General features: G+C 54.4%; 16 protein-coding genes. 4 read left to right on the forward strand and 12 right to left on the reverse strand.

All coding sequences use genetic code 11. The annotated features are described in order from the left end of the window. Nucleotides 1-59 precede the first annotated feature (59 nt). The gene (locus Q8A57_RS07645) at nucleotides 60-1,091 is read right to left on the reverse strand and encodes a lipid A deacylase LpxR family protein (protein WP_305170417.1); all 1,032 of its coding nucleotides are present in this window, start codon (nucleotides 1,089-1,091) and stop codon (nucleotides 60-62) included. 114 nt (nucleotides 1,092-1,205) lie between these two features. On the opposite strand from Q8A57_RS07645, the gene Q8A57_RS07650 reads away from it, so the two are divergent. Then, entirely contained in the window at nucleotides 1,206-3,086 is a 1,881-nt protein-coding gene (locus Q8A57_RS07650) for an MFS transporter (protein WP_305170419.1), read from the forward strand. 32 nt (nucleotides 3,087-3,118) lie between these two features. Beyond that, on the forward strand, nucleotides 3,119-4,390 hold the full coding sequence (locus Q8A57_RS07655) for a dicarboxylate/amino acid:cation symporter (RefSeq protein WP_305170420.1): 1,272 nt from the start codon (nucleotides 3,119-3,121) through the stop codon (nucleotides 4,388-4,390). An 88-nt stretch (nucleotides 4,391-4,478) separates the two neighbouring features. Here the strand turns inward: Q8A57_RS07655 and Q8A57_RS07660 are convergent, their stop codons facing one another. The 4 genes from Q8A57_RS07660 to Q8A57_RS07675 form a co-directional block, all read right to left on the reverse strand. Further along, nucleotides 4,479-5,753 carry an inorganic phosphate transporter gene (locus Q8A57_RS07660; RefSeq protein ID WP_305170421.1) on the reverse strand — a complete coding sequence of 425 codons (1,275 nt, stop codon included), beginning with the start codon at nucleotides 5,751-5,753 and terminating at the stop codon, nucleotides 4,479-4,481. A 30-nt stretch (nucleotides 5,754-5,783) separates the two neighbouring features. Next, nucleotides 5,784-6,464 (reverse strand): TIGR00153 family protein, encoded by a 681-nt coding sequence (locus tag Q8A57_RS07665; protein WP_305170422.1) that lies wholly within the window; start codon nucleotides 6,462-6,464, stop codon nucleotides 5,784-5,786. Nucleotides 6,465-6,570: 106 nt separating this feature from the next. Further along, complete coding sequence (gene recG / locus Q8A57_RS07670) at nucleotides 6,571-8,637, reverse strand: ATP-dependent DNA helicase RecG (RefSeq protein ID WP_305170423.1); 2,067 nt, start codon at nucleotides 8,635-8,637, stop codon at nucleotides 6,571-6,573. Then, a complete protein-coding gene (locus Q8A57_RS07675; RefSeq protein WP_305170424.1) occupies nucleotides 8,634-9,563 on the reverse strand; it encodes a hydrogen peroxide-inducible genes activator in 930 nt (309 codons plus the stop codon). Before Q8A57_RS07675 ends, recG begins: the two co-directional genes overlap by 4 nt. Before the next feature lie 54 nt (nucleotides 9,564-9,617). Between Q8A57_RS07675 and Q8A57_RS07680 the strand changes: the two genes are divergently transcribed. Further along, complete coding sequence (locus Q8A57_RS07680; RefSeq protein WP_305170425.1) at nucleotides 9,618-10,505, forward strand: sugar nucleotide-binding protein; 888 nt, start codon at nucleotides 9,618-9,620, stop codon at nucleotides 10,503-10,505. Between the two features lie 2 nt (nucleotides 10,506-10,507). Here Q8A57_RS07680 and Q8A57_RS07685 read toward each other — a convergent pair whose 3' ends face one another. From Q8A57_RS07685 to Q8A57_RS07705, 5 genes are all read right to left on the reverse strand, one after another. Further along, nucleotides 10,508-10,891 carry a RidA family protein gene (locus Q8A57_RS07685; RefSeq protein ID WP_305170426.1) on the reverse strand — a complete coding sequence of 128 codons (384 nt, stop codon included), beginning with the start codon at nucleotides 10,889-10,891 and terminating at the stop codon, nucleotides 10,508-10,510. A gap of 15 nt (nucleotides 10,892-10,906) precedes the next feature. After that, on the reverse strand, nucleotides 10,907-13,015 hold the full coding sequence (locus Q8A57_RS07690) for a RelA/SpoT family protein (RefSeq protein ID WP_305170427.1): 2,109 nt from the start codon (nucleotides 13,013-13,015) through the stop codon (nucleotides 10,907-10,909). 20 nt (nucleotides 13,016-13,035) lie between these two features. Beyond that, entirely contained in the window at nucleotides 13,036-13,332 is a 297-nt protein-coding gene (gene rpoZ, locus Q8A57_RS07695) for a DNA-directed RNA polymerase subunit omega (RefSeq protein WP_305170428.1), read from the reverse strand. Between the two features lie 108 nt (nucleotides 13,333-13,440). Then, complete coding sequence (gene gmk, locus Q8A57_RS07700; RefSeq protein WP_305170429.1) at nucleotides 13,441-14,058, reverse strand: guanylate kinase; 618 nt, start codon at nucleotides 14,056-14,058, stop codon at nucleotides 13,441-13,443. Nucleotides 14,059-14,310: 252 nt separating this feature from the next. Beyond that, complete coding sequence (locus Q8A57_RS07705; protein WP_305170430.1) at nucleotides 14,311-15,174, reverse strand: YicC/YloC family endoribonuclease; 864 nt, start codon at nucleotides 15,172-15,174, stop codon at nucleotides 14,311-14,313. A gap of 112 nt (nucleotides 15,175-15,286) precedes the next feature. On the opposite strand from Q8A57_RS07705, the gene rph reads away from it, so the two are divergent. Next, nucleotides 15,287-16,015, forward strand: coding sequence for a ribonuclease PH (rph, locus tag Q8A57_RS07710; protein ID WP_305170431.1), 729 nt, complete (start codon nucleotides 15,287-15,289; stop codon nucleotides 16,013-16,015). A gap of 22 nt (nucleotides 16,016-16,037) precedes the next feature. Here the strand turns inward: rph and Q8A57_RS07715 are convergent, their stop codons facing one another. Next, complete coding sequence (locus tag Q8A57_RS07715; protein ID WP_305170432.1) at nucleotides 16,038-16,334, reverse strand: DUF167 family protein; 297 nt, start codon at nucleotides 16,332-16,334, stop codon at nucleotides 16,038-16,040. Continuing rightward, a complete protein-coding gene (locus Q8A57_RS07720) occupies nucleotides 16,334-16,924 on the reverse strand; it encodes a YggT family protein (RefSeq protein WP_305170433.1) in 591 nt (196 codons plus the stop codon). Before Q8A57_RS07720 ends, Q8A57_RS07715 begins: the two co-directional genes overlap by 1 nt. Nucleotides 16,925-16,942 lie beyond the last annotated feature (18 nt).

Genomic DNA, 16,942 nt, shown 5'->3' on the forward strand with positions numbered 1-16,942 from the left:
ACCCCGCCGGGTCGATAGTGGGCTTTACCTGCTCATATCAAGGGCGGTAACTGGCGATGCTAGAAGGAATAGGAGATCGACAGCGAACCGTATTCATGGGGGTCCTGCTGTTCCTCAAATTCACGGGTGCGGAAAACCTTGGCGTAAGAGATTTTCCAGCCATCCACCAGGAAACTGAAACCGATGGCGGCATCGGAAACCACGGGTCGACGGTCAACGCTGTGGCTGCTCTCAAAGGTATTACCGTCCAGAAAAATATCTCTGGCTACCAGGCGGGTATCAAAAGAAATGAATGCGTGTAGACCACAGATCAGGCGCTGGCAGTACCGGGCATCACCCCTGCCGGGGGAGCTGTTATCACCGCCGGGGCGCAGTGAGGCCGTGCCAAAATCCTCGGGTAATTGCCAGCCAATGCGGTATTCCCCACCCAGATTGAGATAGGTGGCGATATTGCCAAGGCTGACACCGCTGTGGGCGATGAAGTCCTGGTGGGGCCATTGGTGGGTGAGCTTAAAGCGGTGCTTGTGCTCGTAAACCAGCTGTAATCCCAGTTCGTTTTCAAGCTGGTTGTCCCAGCCATTGAATTTATCGATATTGCGAATATCGTGAACCAGGTCCTGGGCATTTTCTGCCAGCGAGGCTGGGCCCACCATGCCGAGGTTCATTTCCAGGCTGTCCAGTTGCTCCTCGTCGCGAATATGGTAGGCAAAGCCGAGATACAGGAAGCCCGCATAGGGCCGGTCATCCTCGATGAGTTCGCTGGCGTATTTGTCGGATGGGGTAAACATGGTTTGCCCGAGACTGATGACCAGGTTGCGCTCCAGTTCCTGCTGATCTTTCAGCCCATGAAAAAAACGCAGTCTGCGGTTGGTTTCTTTTACCCATGCCGGCAGGCTGGGATCTTCCAGGTAGGATGTCAGGTCGGCGGAGATGCAGGATAAGCGGATGCCATTGGTATAGTGGCGATCGGTTTCGCCAAACATGTCATTCTCCAGGTATAGGTTAAATGTCTGGCAAAACCGTGGGCGTTCTTCCTCTGCCAGCCCCAACAGTGGCATGAGAATGACGAGCGTTAAAAACCAATATTTCATACAGATTCCTGCCTTGAGATTTCCATTATGGTTGCCGGGGGCAATGCGGGCAATGTCATTGAATAATGCTCTGCACAGCGTCAAGATGCAGTTTTGCTGGCCTGGGGACACACAGTGAAGGGAATAAAGACCGCGGACTTGCTGGCGTCAAAACGCTTTTTGCCCCTGTTTCTGACACAGTTTTTCGGTGCCCTCAACGATAATCTGTTTAAAAACGCCCTGCTGGTGATGATTGTCAGTGCCAGCATTGTCAGTGCCGAACAGGTAAACACGGTGGTAAATCTCGCTGCCGGGTTATTTATCCTGCCCTTTTTTCTGTTTTCTGCCCTGGCCGGTCAGCTGGCAGACAAGTTCGAAAAATCCCGTATCATTCGCGCCATCAAATTTGCCGAAATTATCATCATGTTGGTGGGAGCCCTGGCGTTCTATTTGGGTATGCTCTGGCTGCTGTTGGCGGTTCTATTTTTCATGGGCACCCAGTCGGCTTTTTTTGGTCCGGTCAAGTACGCCATTCTGCCGCAGCACCTGGGCAATGATGAGCTGATTGCTGGCAATGCCAGGGTGGGTATGGGCACCTTTGTGGCCATACTCATTGGTACCATTGTCGGCTCCCTGATTGGGGGTTCAGCCCAGGTGCAGTGGCTTGCTGGGGGAGTGGTTCTGGTAGTTGCGCTTGTGGGGTGGTTGAGCAGCCGGAAGATCCCATTGGCAGAACCGTGGGCCAAGGGATTGAAAATTGATTGGAATATCCCCCGTGTCAGCTGGCAGCTGATTCGCCTGGCGACAGAGAAGCAGACGGTATTTCTGGCCATACTGGGCATCTCCTGGTTCTGGATGTTGGGGGCGACCTACCTGACCCAAATGCCGAATTTCACCAAGACCGTGCTGAAGGGTGAGCCGGGGGTTATTGCCCTGGTGCTGTCGGCCTTTACGGTCGGTGTGGCCATGGGTTCCATGTTGTGTGACAAACTCAGTGGGCCTCGGGTGGAAATTGGCCTGGTGCCCCTCGGGGCGCTGGGTTTGAGCCTGATGGGCATCGATCTGTACTTTGCGGCCGAGTCCTATCAGGTGGACGCAGTGGTCAGTCCCATGGTGTTTCTCGCTAGTGGCGACAGCTGGCGGGTAATGGTGGACATTTTGTTGCTGGGTCTGTTTGGAGGGCTTTATATCGTCCCTCTTTACGCGATGGTTCAGGCCCGCACCGCCCCGGAAAAAAGGGCGCGTATTATCGGCAGCAACAATATTCTCAATGCCTTCTTTATGGTGCTGGCCAGTGTGTTGGGCATTCTCTTTCTGGGCGTCGCGAAATTCAGTATCGCCGAGCTCTATCTGACCGTCGCCTTTATGAATATTGCCGTGGCGCTGTTTATTTTTTTACAGGTACCAGAATTTACCATGCGCTTTCTGGTGTGGTTAATGGGGCACAGCCTTTACCGGGTCAGTCACAGTGGTCTTGAGCAGATTCCTCCCCGCGGCGCTGCGATCATTGTCTGTAATCATGTCAGTTATGTGGATGCCCTGTTACTGGCGGGCGCGGTGCGTAGGCCCATCCGCTTTATCATGTACAAACCCATTTATGAGTTGCCGGTACTGAATTTTATTTTTCGCACCGGCGGTGCGATTCCCATCTGTTCTCAAAAGGAAGATCCCCAAGCTTACGAGCAGGCCATGCAGAGTATTTCAGATGCTCTGAAGCAGGGGCAGTTGTTGTGTCTGTTCCCGGAGGGCAAACTGACCGGGGATGGCGAGATCGACGTGTTCAAACCGGGCATTGAACGTATATTGGCCCGGGATCCGGTACCGGTAGTGCCAATGGCCCTCAAGGGCTTGTGGCGGAGTTTTTTCAGTCGCAGTAACGGTGGTGCCTTTCGCAAGCCCTTTCGACCAGGTTGGAGGCAGGTTTCGGTACTGGCCAGCGCCCCGCTGTCACCGGAATCAGCCACTGCGGAGACTTTGCGAGCAAAGGTGATGGCGTTGCGTGGTGCGGACCAGTAATGCTGGATGAACCAGCATAAAGGAGAACAGAGATGGGTAAACTGAAACTGCACTGGCAAATGTTAATTGCCATTGTCGCCGCGATTCTGGTGGGGCTACTGGCTGGGCAGGAAAGCGCTCTGTTGGGCATCCGCTTATACGACCTGTTCGGCTTTGTCGGCACTTTGTTTCTCAACGCCTTGAAAATGATCATCGTACCGCTGGTCATGTCGTCGATCATTGTCGGCATTGCCGGCCTCGGAGGCAGTGAAAATCTTGGGCGTCTGAGCGCCAAAACCCTGGGCTTTTACATGTCGACCAGCCTGTTGTCGATTACGGTGGGATTGTTGCTGGTGAATCTTCTGACTCCCGGCATTGTCGATGGTGAAGCAGCGGGTAGCCGCCTTAACCTCAGCGAGCCCCAGGCGGTTGAAGAACAATTATCACGGGTGGATGGTCGTGGGGCGGGGGATATCACGGCGGTATTCTTACGCATGGTGCCCCCCAACATCGTCAAGGCGGCCGCCGATGGCCAGATGCTCGGGCTGATTTTCTTCAGCCTGCTGTTCGGCGTCTTCATGACGCGGATTACGCGGGAGCACAGTCAGACCATGTTGAGCTTCTGGAACGGCGTATACGAAACCATGATGCAGGTCACTCTGTTTATCATGAAGTTTGCTCCACTGGGGGTGTTCGGCCTGGTGGCCAAAACGGTGGCGGCGACTGGCTTTGATGCATTTCAGCCGTTGCTGGTGTTTTTCATTACCGTGGCATTGGGGCTGGCCATCCATGTGTTCATCACCTTGTCGCTGATACTGCGTGCTGCGGGCATTCACCCGGTACGACATTATCGGGCCATGCTGCCGGCGATGTTGACGGCATTTTCCACAGCCTCATCTTCCGGCACACTGCCGGTCACCATTGAGTGCGTGGAAAAAAATGCCGGTGTCTCCAACCGCACCAGCTCTTTTGTGTTGCCGCTGGGCGCCACCATCAACATGGACGGCACGGCACTTTATGAATGTGTAGCCGCCATGTTCATTGCCCAGGCCTATGGATTGGAATTGAGCTTTGCAACGCAGTTTGTGATTGTGCTGGTTGCCTTGCTTACTTCCATTGGTGTCGCAGGTATCCCTGCTGCCAGCCTGGTGGCGATTACCGTGATTCTGGGGGTGATCGGTTTGCCTCTGGAGGGTATTGGTATGTTGCTCGTAACTGACCGCATTCTGGATATGATGCGCACCGCTGCCAATGTTTTCAGTGATTCCTGTTGTGCGGTGGTGATTGCCAGATCTGAGGGCGAAGACAATGTGCTGAGTGGGTAAGCGATGTATCCTTTATGAAGATATACCCTGCATAAAAAAAAAGCCCGGCATTAGCCGGGCTTTTTTATGGCGGTCATGTTTAAGAACTTCAGCTGAAGATACCCTTGAAGAAATAGAAAAACAAAATGGCCAGGCCGGCTCCGGCGGGTAGGGTGACCAGCCATGACATAAAAATGGTACCGACAATACGCAGGTTTAGAGCGGCGATGCCGCGGGCCAGGCCGACGCCCAGGACAGCACCCACCAGTGTGTGGGTGGTAGAAATAGGCAATCCGGTACCGGAAGCTAAAACCACAGTGGCAGCGGCACCGAGTTCGGCAGCAAAGCCGCGACTAGGGGTTAGTTCGGTAATCTTTCGGCCGACGGTACCCATCACCTTGAAGCCGTACGTTGCCAGACCGAGAACGATCCCCACGCCACCCAATAATAAAATCCAGTGTGGCATGACGCTTTTGGCTTCGACGGTACCTGCCTGCACGACATTGACCACGGCGGCCAGAGGACCTACCGCATTGGCGACGTCATTGGAGCCGTGGGCAAAGGCCATGGCACAGGCGGTGAACACCATCAGGATGGCAAATACCCGTTCCACGTTGGCGAAACGGTTATCCTTTTCAGCGGCCTCGTCAGCTTGCACGCGGCTCAACAAGATCGTACCCAGTGCCATCACCACCAGGCCTATCACTAATGCAATGAGAGTGCATTCGCCGAAGCCTAGTTTAATGCCGAAGTCTTTGAAAACGTGTTTCAGTCCTTTCAGCATGGTGACCATGGCGATCAGAAAGCCCACTGCAAACATGTAAAAAGGAATGATTTTTTTGGCCCGGACGAAGGGGTTGTCCTGGGTCAGAATCAGCCTCTGTACACTGCGGAAAAGCATGTAGGAGATGGCACCAGCCAGTAGTGGCGAGACGACCCAGCTGGCAACAATGCTTCCCACCTTACCCCAGTTGACGGCGTCGGCGGAAATACCCACCGCTGCAAAACCGACAATGGCGCCGACGATGGAGTGGGTGGTGGATACGGGCCAGCCCATGACACTGGCCAGTAGTAACCAGGTGCCCGCTGCCAACAGAGCTGACATCATGCCGAACACCAGTAGGTCCGGGGAACCGGCCATGACAGCCGGGTCAATGATGCCCTTGCGGATGGTTTCAGTGACCTCACCTCCAGCGAGGTAAGCCCCGGCAAACTCGAATATCATGGCGATCAGGATCGCTTGCTTGACAGTCAGAGCCCTGGAACCCACCGAAGTACCCATAGCGTTGGCGACATCGTTGGCACCAACTCCCCAGGCCATGAAGACCCCGAATATACAGGCCAGAATAATCAGTATCTGGCCGTACTCAGCAAATAACGTCATGGGTTGTTCTCGTTAATTGTTGTTATAGGTTTAGCGGGCAAGCAGCAGTTGCAGTTTGCCACCCACACTTTGGGATAGGTCGGCTACTTCGCCAATGATATCGATCACCTGGTATAGGAACATGGCATCAATGGGCGGTAGCTGTTTTTCTTTTTCGAAAAGACTGTGACGAATATCCTGTTCGAGTTGGTCTGTGCGGTCTTCAAGAACATCCAGTTCGCGGATAAGTTTTTCCACAAAATCCACTTCCTTGCCGATAAAGCCGACTTCGAGCAGCTCATCAAGCTCGTTAATGGCTTTATGTGCCTGACGGCATGCTTCCACAGAAGTAGTGACAAACTCGGTCATCTGGCTTTCAAGTCCTTCCGGAATGGACATTTTTCTGCCCAACATGAGCCCGGCAATATCCTTGGAGCGATTGGCGATACGGTCTTGCTGGCTGAGCATATTGAGCAGATCGCTGCGGTCCATAGGCATGAACAAGCTTTTTGGCAGGTGCAGGCGCAGCTTGCGCTTCATGGCATCCGCTTCATGTTCCAGCTCGGACATGCGATCAAAAATCTGTTCAGCCTGTTGCCAGTCGTTGGCAATGGCGGAGGACATGAAGCTGCAAAGGAGTTCGGTGCAGGAAACGACTACGGTCATGTGGGATTGCAGGGGACTGATAGGTGACTTACCGAAAAGACTGGAAAGCGGGTTATTGAAAACCATGGAGCGTCCTCCTTAATGTGTAGGGCGCGAGTATAGGTAGCTGAAACAAAAATGTCACATATAGGGGGTGGAAACCGGTAATTTCTTATACTCGAAGTAACGTTGCTCAGACTTGGCCATAGCGTTCACCGTCTCCCAGCCAGCGCTGGATAATCAGGTTGGTAGTGTGCGGCGAAGTTTCCAGCAATTGCCTGGCCAGGCGTTTGACCTCCGGCAACAAGTGGCTATCCCTTTGCAGGTCTGCGATACGAAGTGACATCTCACCGGTTTGACGGGTGCCGAGAACTTCACCTGGGCCGCGCAATTCAAGGTCTTTTTCGGCGATACGGAAACCGTCGTTGGTTTGTCGCATGATACTCAGGCGCTCACTGCCCTGTTTTGACAGCGGTGGGCTGTAGAGCAGCACGCAGTGACTTTCCAACTTGCCGCGTCCGACGCGGCCGCGGAGTTGGTGTAGTTGCGCCAGGCCAAGACGTTCCGGATCTTCGATGATCATCAGGCTGGCGTTGGGCACATCGACACCGACTTCGATCACCGTGGTAGCAACCAGCAGCTGGATATTTCCCTGCTTGAAGCGTTCCATGGTTGCTGCTTTTTCTGCGGGTTTCTGGCGGCCGTGAACCAGGCCAATTTGCAGTTCCGGTAACAGCAAATGCAGCTCGTCCGCGGTGGCTTCCGCCGCCTGAGCCTCCAGTACATCGGATTCCTCAATCAGGGTGCAGACCCAGTAGGCCTGTCGTCCGTTGGCGCAGGCGCTGCGGATGTGGTCGATGATTTCCGGACGGCGATTCTTCGCCAACACCACGGTGTTGACCGGGGTGCGTCCTGGGGGCAGCTCATCAATAGTGGAGCAGTCCAGGTCCGCATAGGCACTCATTGCCAGAGTTCGGGGAATGGGAGTGGCGGTCATGATCAGCTGGTGGGGCAGCACATCGCCCTTACCCTTTTCGCGAAGTGCCAGTCGTTGGTGAACCCCAAAGCGATGTTGCTCATCTACGATGGTCAGGCCCAGCCGGAAGAAAACAACACCCTCCTGGAACAGGGCGTGAGTGCCAATGACAACGCGTGCACTGCCGTCACCAATCATTTGCAGTTGCCTTTCGCGGGCTTTGCCTTTGACCTTGCCAGTCAGCAAGGACACCTCTATCCCTAAAGGCTCCAGCCAGGACTGAAAATTAGTGCGATGCTGCTCGGCAAGAATTTCCGTGGGCGCCATGATTGCTGCCTGGTAGCCGCTAGCTACGGCCTGTAGTGCAGCCAGAGCCGCCACCACGGTTTTGCCGGAGCCTACATCACCCTGCACCAGGCGCAGCATGGGATGTGGTTTGGCCAGGTCAGCCATGATGTCTGCCGCCACCCTGAGCTGTGCGGCGGTCAAAGCAAATGGCAGTGAGGTCAGAAACTGTTGTTGCAGTGCTTGGCCGGCACCTAGGCTGGGTGCCGGGTGGCGCTGGATCTGTTGTCGCAATTGCACCAGGCTCAACTGGTGGGCCAGTAGTTCTTCCAGGGCCAGCCGTTGTTGTGCCGGGTGGCTACCGGTCAGCAGCTGATCCATGGGTGCCGTGGCAGGGGGCTTGTGAATAAACTGTAGTGACTCAAGCAGAGAAAGCTCACTACTGTCTGGCAGCAGCTCCTGAAGTGAGTCTTCACTTACAAGCAGTAGTGCTTGTTCAATAACAGTTCTTAATCTTGCCTGGCTAATGCCTTCAACAGCGGGATAGACAGCAGTGAGATACGGTTGCAGGGGTGGCGGCTGGTGCTGGTCGAGAAACTGGTACTCGGGGTGGTACAGCTCAAGACCGGATCTGCCACGCCGGACATCACCAAAACAGCGCAGGTGTCCGCCCCGGGTAAGATTTTCCCGTTGGGCATTGGAAAAATGGAAAAAACGTAATGTGACTGTGCCGGTGTGATCCTGCAGGCGACACATCAGGCTACGGCGTCGCCCCTGGACTACATCGCAACCACGCAACTGCCCTTCTATCACGACATCGGAGTTGGGTTGCAGGGCGCCGATGGGGGTGATGCGGGTGCGGTCCATGTAGCGAAGGGGCAGGTGAAACAGCAAGTCCTGAACAGTTGCAATGCCAAGCCGGGCTAGCTTGCTGGCCAATTGGGTACCGACACCCCGCAGTGTGGTGACGGGCATGGTGGCAAGACTGTTTTCTGTCATGCGCAGGTGGTACAGCTCGGCAGGGAGTTTTGCTTGATGGCATCTCGCAGTGCATCAATGGCTTTGTGGCGTGGAAAACTGGCCCGCCAGGCCAAAGCTACTGTGCGGCAGGGAGATGGAGCTACAAACTCCCGTGTGACCAGCAAACCTTCCTTGTATCCTGCACCAATCGCTGCGGATAGAGGCAAAATGGTGATGCCGAGGTGGCTGGCCACCATGTGGCGTAGGGTTTCCAGGGAGCTGCCTTCACTGTGGGTGCGTATTTGCTGTTGGCTCTCATCCAGGTGCTGGTTGAGGTTGGGCAGGGCTTCCCGCACCTGGTCGCCAAAACAGTGGCCCTCACCGAGCAGCAGAACATTTTCATTATCCAGGTCTGAGGGTTTGATAAAGTCCTTTTTCGCCAATCGGTGATCGGTGGGTACCAGAACCACAAAGGGCTCAGTATAAAGAGGCTGAGTAACCACGTCGGGCTCTGTAAAAGGCAGTGCTACGAGGATGACATCAAGTTCACCCTTGCGTAGCCTTTGGCGCAGCGTGGCGGTGAAACCTTCCTCGACAACCAGCGGCATCTGGGGTACGGATTGCCGTAGTGCTGGAATAAAACTGGGAAACAGGTAGGGGCCAATGGTGAAGATGGCTCCGACATGTAAGGGGGTCTTGAGCTGATCCTTGCCCGCGGAAGCGATATCGCGGATGGAGGCGCTTTCTTCCAGAACCCGCTGTGCCTGCGCCACGACCTGTTCACCAATGGGCGTGGGGCGCACGCTGTTCTTGGAGCGTTCAAATAGCTCTACCCCCAGCTCCTGCTCTAGTTTTTTGACAGCAATGCTGAGAGTTGGCTGGCTGACATGGCAAAGCTCAGCAGCCTGGCCAAAATGTTGCTGCTGTGCCAATGTCACAATATAGCGAAGTTCGGTGAGCGTCATGGTATTACCTCCTGACCAAATAATAGCTAAAACAAATCAAAAAGGTAAAGTTAATTGAAAGTATTGTTCTTGGGTTGTGGCGATATTGGGCTGCGCGCCATAGACCAGTTGCAGGAAAAAAACCGTCAACAGGGAGCAGGCTTTGTCTGCCATGGGGCGCGACGGCAGATCAATCGGTTGCCTGAAAGCCTGTCTCGTAGCTCTGTGGATATTTGCGACAGTGAGAGCCTGACGACATTGCTGGATGAGCACAGGTTTGATGCGGTGGTCGTCACCCTGACACCTCTGGCCATGAGCGATGAAGGGTATCGCGACAGTTATGTGGCAGGGGCCCGGTCGCTGTCACTGGCTGTTCAGCATGCCGTACACCCTCCGGGTCTGGTGGTTTGGATTTCAAGTAGTGGTGTCTACGGGCAGGATCAGGGAGAGTGGGTCGATGAAGAGAGTGCTACCCGGCCTGTCAGCTACCGGGGAAAGCGTCTGCTAGAAGCGGAGGACATCATTCAGGCGTTGCCTATTACCAGTTGTATTGTGAGGTTTTCCGGTATTTACGGGCCTGGTCGTGGTCGATTGCTGCAGCAGGTGAGGGAAGGCCGTCTGGCCCCGCCACAGCCCGTACAGTGGAGTAATCGTATCCATGCCGATGATGCTGCGGGGGTGCTGGTGCACCTGTTAGGCAAGTATAAACATGGCGAGAACATTGAGCCGTTGTATCTGGCCACGGATAACGAGCCTATTGTTATACATGAGGTGCATGTTTGGCTGGCTCGGGAAATGGGGGTGGATGGATTGTCACCAGCGGCGGAGAAAACATCGCTCGTGGTACGTGGTGGCAACCGGCGCTGTAACAACCAGCGCCTGAGGGATAGCGGATTTGTGTTTCGCTACCCCACATTCCGGGAGGGTTATCGGGAGCTGTTATCTCCTACAGATGGTGAATAGTCTCAGATCACCATAATGCCATCCATTTCCACACCTACACCTTTGGGTAATTCCTTGACGCCGATAGCGGCACGGGCAGGGTACGGCTCGGCAAAATAGCGCGCCATGATTTCGTTGACGGTGGCGAAATTGCTGAGATCGGTGAGAAAAATGTTGAGTTTAACGATGTCTTTCAGGGCTCCGCCAGCTTCCTCGCACACTGCTGTGAGGTTTTTGAATACCTGCTCAATTTCCGCGGCAATGCCACCTTCGACGACGGTCATGCTTTCAGGGTCCAGGGGGATCTGGCCAGAGAGGTAAACGGTATTGTTAACCTTGATCGCCTGTGAATAGGTGCCGATGGCAGCAGGTGCGTTGTCTGTGTTGATGACAGCCTTGTTTAGCATGGAAATTCCTCGATATTAATTTTTGGTGCGATACACGCGTTGTACTTGTTTCAGGCCGCGGATACGCCGCATGACATTGGCCAGGTGCACACGATTTTTTACATCGATGACCAGGTCGACAATGTTGGAATGGGCGTCGCGCTCTTTAACACTGATTTGCTGGATAGTTGCCTCACTTTCGGAAATGCGGGAAGCGAGGGTGGCAATAATGCCCCGCTCTGCGACCAGCTCAACTTTGAACTCGACGGGAAATTCACCTCGGACATTGGGTGACCAGTTGAGGATGATGCACTTTTCAACATTGGTGCGAATTTCATTGAGATTCTTACAGGAGTCTCTATGCACCACCAGCCCACGACCTGGACTGAGATGGCCCATGATGGGGTCACCGGGGATAGGGTGGCAGCAGCGAGCATAATTAATCACCAGCCCGTCACTGGTGTCGATCATGATGGGAGAATCAAACTCTTCCGGTGTCACTTCCTTGCGTAGCGACGGCGGTGCCATCAGGTTGGCGACTGCGTAGGCAAGTCGGTTGCCGAGGCCAATTTGTTCCAGCACTTCCTCAAAGGAGTGGGCGCCAGTTTCTGTGAGAAGACGCTTGATCCATGATTTGCGAATGCTCTGGTAACTGGTGCCGAAATTGTCCAGCGCACGGTCCAGCAGTCGCTTGCCAAGTTCGACCGATTCCTCGTGCTGCTGATGTTTCAGGAAATGGCGGATGGCGCTGCGGGCTTTGGCAGTGACCACAAAGTTTAGCCAGGAAGGGTTCGGTTGTGCATCTCTGGCAGTGATGATGGATACCTTGCTGCCACTCTGCAGGGGTTCCGACAGTGAAGTCAGCTGACCATTGATCTTGCTGGCGACACAACTGTTGCCGACATCGGTGTGAACCGCATAGGCAAAGTCCACGGGTGTGGCGCCGGAGGGCAGGGAGACAATCTGTCCCTTGGGGGTAAATACGTAAACTTCGTCGGGGAACAGGTCTGTCTTGACGTGTTCGATAAACTCCAGAGAATTACCTGCCTTCTGCTGAATTTCCAGCAGCCCCTGTACCCAGCGGTTGGCGCGAGGATTGCCATCCTCACGGGATTTATAGAGCCAGTGGGCGGCAATGCCGAAATTGGCCATGGCATCCATATCACGGGTACGAATCTGCACCTCAATGGGGACGCCGTGCATACCCAGCAACACGGTGTGTAACGACTGATAGCCGTTCACCTTGGGGATAGCAATGTAGTCCTTGAATTCTCCGGGAACCGGTTTGAATAAATTATGGATGACGCCCAGTGTGCGGTAACAGTCGTCTACGGACTCCACCACAATACGGAAGGCAAACACATCCATGATGTCGCGGAATGACTTCCGCTTGCTCTTCATCTTCTGGTAGATACTCCAGAGGTGCTTTTCGCGGCCGGTGACTTCAGCGCTGATCAGTTCTTTGGCAAGCCGAATCTCAATACTGCTTTTAATGTCTTCGACGATTTCCTTGCGGTGGCCTCGTGCAGCCTTGAGAGCCTGTCGCATGCGCTGGTAGCGCATCGGGTGCATGGTGGCAAAGCCCAGGTCTTCAAATTCGATACGGATATCGTTTATCCCCAGGCGCTGGGCAATGGGCGCGTAGATTTCCAGGGTTTCGCGGGCGATTCGACGTCGTTTGGCGGCACTCAGTACCTTCAGGGTGCGCATGTTGTGCAGGCGGTCTGCCAGCTTGACGAGCATGACGCGAATGTCCTTGGCCATGGCCAGGGTCATTTTCTGAAAGTTTTCCGCCTGTTGTTCTGCCTTGGAGGCAAATTCGATCTCGGTCAGTTTGCTGACACCGTCAACCAGTTCCGCCACCGTGGGGCCAAACCGTTCCGCCACATCCTCTTTGCTGACGTGGGTGTCCTCAATCACGTCGTGCAGCATGGCAGCCATCAGGCTCTCGGCATCGAGATGCATGTTGGCGAGAATGATGGCAACTGCTACCGGGTGGGTGATGTAGGGCTCACCACTCTGGCGCGTCTGGCCCTCATGACATTGGGCCGCGAACTGGTAAGCGTTGAGAATTTCCTGGACTTGGGCGGGTTCGAGGTAGGAGGAAAGCTTTTCGCTCAGAACATCAAGAGTTTTGGCTTGCAAGTTTTCCCCCGTTGCACGGATTACTCAGCCTCTGGGGCCGCAGGCTGTTCGGGAGGGGTGGTGCCCTCTTCTTCTACTTCTGCAGATTCCATTAACAGAGAGGTTTCGGGCTCTTCTTTCTCGTCAAGGATGCTTGCATTCACAAAACCGCTTTCGATTTCGCGCAAAGCCATCACCGTCGGCTTGTCATTTTCCCAGGGCAGGTGAGGCTCTTTGCCGCCCACCGCCAGTTGACGGGCGCGTTTTGAGCTGACCATAACGAGCTCAAAGCGATTGTCGACATGGTCGAGGCAATCTTCAACAGTAATACGGGCCATAGTTAATTCCGTTGTTAACGTGTTTAGTACGGCGCAGTTGCCTGCAACCGCCAGAGACAAAATCCCGCGGCGAGCCGCGGGACCAAAGAGTTTACAAAATTGCGCTAATCAGGACAACAAATCGCGGAGTAAATTCGCGTTGCGCTGGCGTTGATTTTCCTGCCGCAGGCGGTTGGATGTCACGATGGCCTGCAGCTCTGATAGCGCAATATCAAATTCATCATTGATGACTAGATAGTCCGCTTCGACATAATGGGACATTTCCAGTTGTGCTTCTGCAAGCCGGTGCTGTATCACCGAGGGATCATCCTGCCCGCGACCGGTGAGTCGCTGTTCCAGTATCTCAAGTGATGGCGGCAGAATGAAAATACTGACGCACTCAGGCACAAGCCCGCGAATTTGTTTAGCACCCTGCCAGTCAATTTCCAGGATCACATCCTGTCCGCTGGCGAGTGTCTGTTCGACCCAGTCCCTGGATGTTCCGTAATAATTGTTGAAGACGCGGGCGTGTTCGAGAAACGCCTTCTGCTCCAGCATGGCGGTGAATTCAGACTCATCGACAAAGTGATAGTTGATGCCATTCACTTCGCCGGGGCGCATGGGGCGGGTAGTGTGGGAAATGGAAACGGTAAGGTCGGCACACTGTTGCAGCAGGGCGTTGACCAGACTGGTTTTCCCCGCACCGGATGGCGCGGAGACAGTGTAAAGCGTACCTCGGATTGACATGGGGTGTGCTGCTTACTCGTGGTTGATCACTCGGTTGCCGAAGGCTCCTATCAGGATGTCTACCATAACGTAACTCCCTGCCAGCTGCATTACTCATCCCGGTATTTTAATCATTTCCGGAACCCTGCCTACAGGTTAAATGGCACGCGATAGCCTCTCTGGGGTGGTGGGCTGATGAAAAACATCTGCGGGCATTTGCATCGTTAAAAAGAAGTTCAACAGCCTGTTAGCTCCGGTTAACCGGAATGAATTTTATTCTATGTTTTGGATCTGCTCACGCATCTGCTCGATCAGAACTTTCAGTTCGACAGCCGAGTTGGTGGTATCGGTGGCGATGGATTTTGACGAGAGCGTGTTGGCCTCCCGGTTCAGCTCCTGCATCAGGAAGTCGAGCCTGCGGCCAATGGGTTCTTTGCGTTTCAGCACACGGCGAATTTCGCTGAGGTGTGTATCGAGCCGGTCAAGCTCTTCGTCCACGTCAGCTTTTTGTGCCATTAACACCAGTTCCTGTTCGAGGCGGTCATGATCCAGGCTAACCTGCAGTTCCTCCAGTCGTGCAAGAATTTTATGGCGCTGAGCTTTTAACAGTTCCGGCAGGTTGTTGCGGACAGATTGCACTTGCACAGCAATGGCATCCAAACGTTGCTCGATTAACTGCCCGAGTTTTTCGCCCTCGCGCTGGCGGCCTTCCAGCAATTGAATCAACGCCTGTTCAAACAGCTCCAGCAAGGTCTTGTTGAGTTCGTCGCGGTTAATTTCCGGTTCTTTCAACACACCGGGCCAGCGCAGAATATCCAGTGGTGAGATAGGGGCTGGAGTAGCCATCATGCCTGCGAGTTGTTGGCTGGCGTCGATGTATTGGCGGGCCAGTGACTGGTTCACAGCAATATCCCCGGACTCCTGGGCAATATGCAAATGAAGGGTGCAGTCCACCTTGCCCCGTTGCAGGTATTTACGAGCCATTTCCCGCAACGGCATTTCAATATCTCTGACGGTTTCCGGCATGCGGAAACCGGGTTCCAGATAGCGATGATTCACGGAACGCAGTTCCCAGGAAGCGGTACCCCAGGGGGCCTCGATGGTTTGGCGAGCAAAAGCGGTCATGCTGCTGGGCACTATGAACTCCATGGTATTGAAATGAGGGGGCCATATTAACACGCAGCTCCGCAGTGCCATTAATTCCGGTAGAATACGCAGCCTCTATTTATCTGGTTAATAGGAAATTACCATGTCCCGTCCCAGTGGCCGCCGACCCGAGCAGCTTCGCGCCGTGAAGTTAACCCGCAACTACACCAAACACGCAGAGGGTTCTGTGTTAGTCGAGTTTGGTGAAACCAAAGTGATTTGTACCGCCAGTGTGGAAAACTCTGTTCCGCGCTTTTTGCGTGGAAAAGGGCAGGGCTGGGTGACAGCCGAGTACGGCATGTTGCCCCGTTCCACGGGCGAGCGTATGGCCCGTGAAGCGTCCCGCGGCAAGCAGGGTGGCAGAACTCTGGAAATCCAGCGCTTGATCGGACGCTCCCTGCGGGCGGCCGTAGACCTGGCAGCGCTGGGAGAAAATACCATCACTGTGGATTGCGATGTCATACAGGCTGACGGTGGCACGCGCACCGCATCGATTACCGGTGGCTGTGTGGCGCTGGCAGATGCTGTGCAGCACCTGGTAGAAACCGGTGCCATCAAGCAAAGTCCCATCACCAACATGGTGGCGTCGGTATCCGTGGGGATCTTCAAGGGCGTGCCAGTACTCGATCTGGATTACGCTGAAGACTCGAATGCTGAAACCGATATGAATGTGGTGATGAACAGCGCGGGTGGCTTTATTGAGGTACAGGGAACTGCCGAGGAAGCTCCCTTCTCTGAAGAAGAATTTCAGCAGATGCTGGCTCTGGCCAAACGCGGTATTGCCGACCTGGTCAAAGTGCAGAAAATGGCGTTGGCCCAGACGCCAAGTTAGTTACTGGTTGCAGGGCTGGCAGTTAATTAGCATCCCCTACGGCTGCTTCGCGGGGAATCTTCTGCGGAGCGTCGATGGTCAATGTTTTTTGCCTGCCGCTTTCCCCCCGCACGATCGATACCCGGCTTTTAGCAACGCCGAACCATTTGGCCATCAGCGCAACCAGATGTTGGTTAGCCTTGCCATCCACGGGCGGAGCGGTGATACGAATTTTCAACCTGTCGCCCTGAATGCCAACAATCTCATCGTTTGCCGCTCGAGGCTGTAGCTGGCAGTGCAGCAGCAGCGTCTTCCCCTGCCACTGGTAGTGATCTGGCATCAGAAGCCGGGAACCAGGCCTGCCGGTGTGTGCAGGCTGCCGGCGATGCCGTTGAGAAAAATCTGTAGCATATTGATCACCAGGAACATGAAGATGGGTGACAGGTCGATGCCCCCCATTGGCGGGATGATTCTCTGGAATGGCTCCATCGCCGGACGTATCAGCTGATTCAGCAGAATCAATGCAGGGTGCTGGCTCTGGGGTGCGACCCAACTGACAATAATGATAATCAGCAGGCCATACAGATAAAGGTTCAGCATCAGGGATAGCATGCCGATCGTGCCCCAGGACAGCGCGTACAGTATGTTGACCATATCAAAGCCGTTGACCAGTGCAGTGATTTCAATGGCCAGTAGCTGACTCAGCAATGCCAGCACCAGACTGGCGAGATCAAAATTGCGGTAACTGGGAAACACCTTGCGCAAAGGTTTGCTGGGCAAGTGCGTGGCCTTGATCAGGAATTGGGAGATGGGGTTGTAAAAATCGGCCCTGGCCAGTTGTAACAGAAATCGCAACATGACCACTGCCAGATAAAAGCTACCTAGTGACTGGATTAGAAATGTTCCCGCCTGGGCGAAAGTCGTACTCATGTTTTGTCCTGTCTTCTG

Source organism: Porticoccus litoralis, from assembly GCF_030676955.1.
Classification (GTDB): Bacteria; Pseudomonadota; Gammaproteobacteria; order Pseudomonadales; family Porticoccaceae; genus Porticoccus; species Porticoccus litoralis.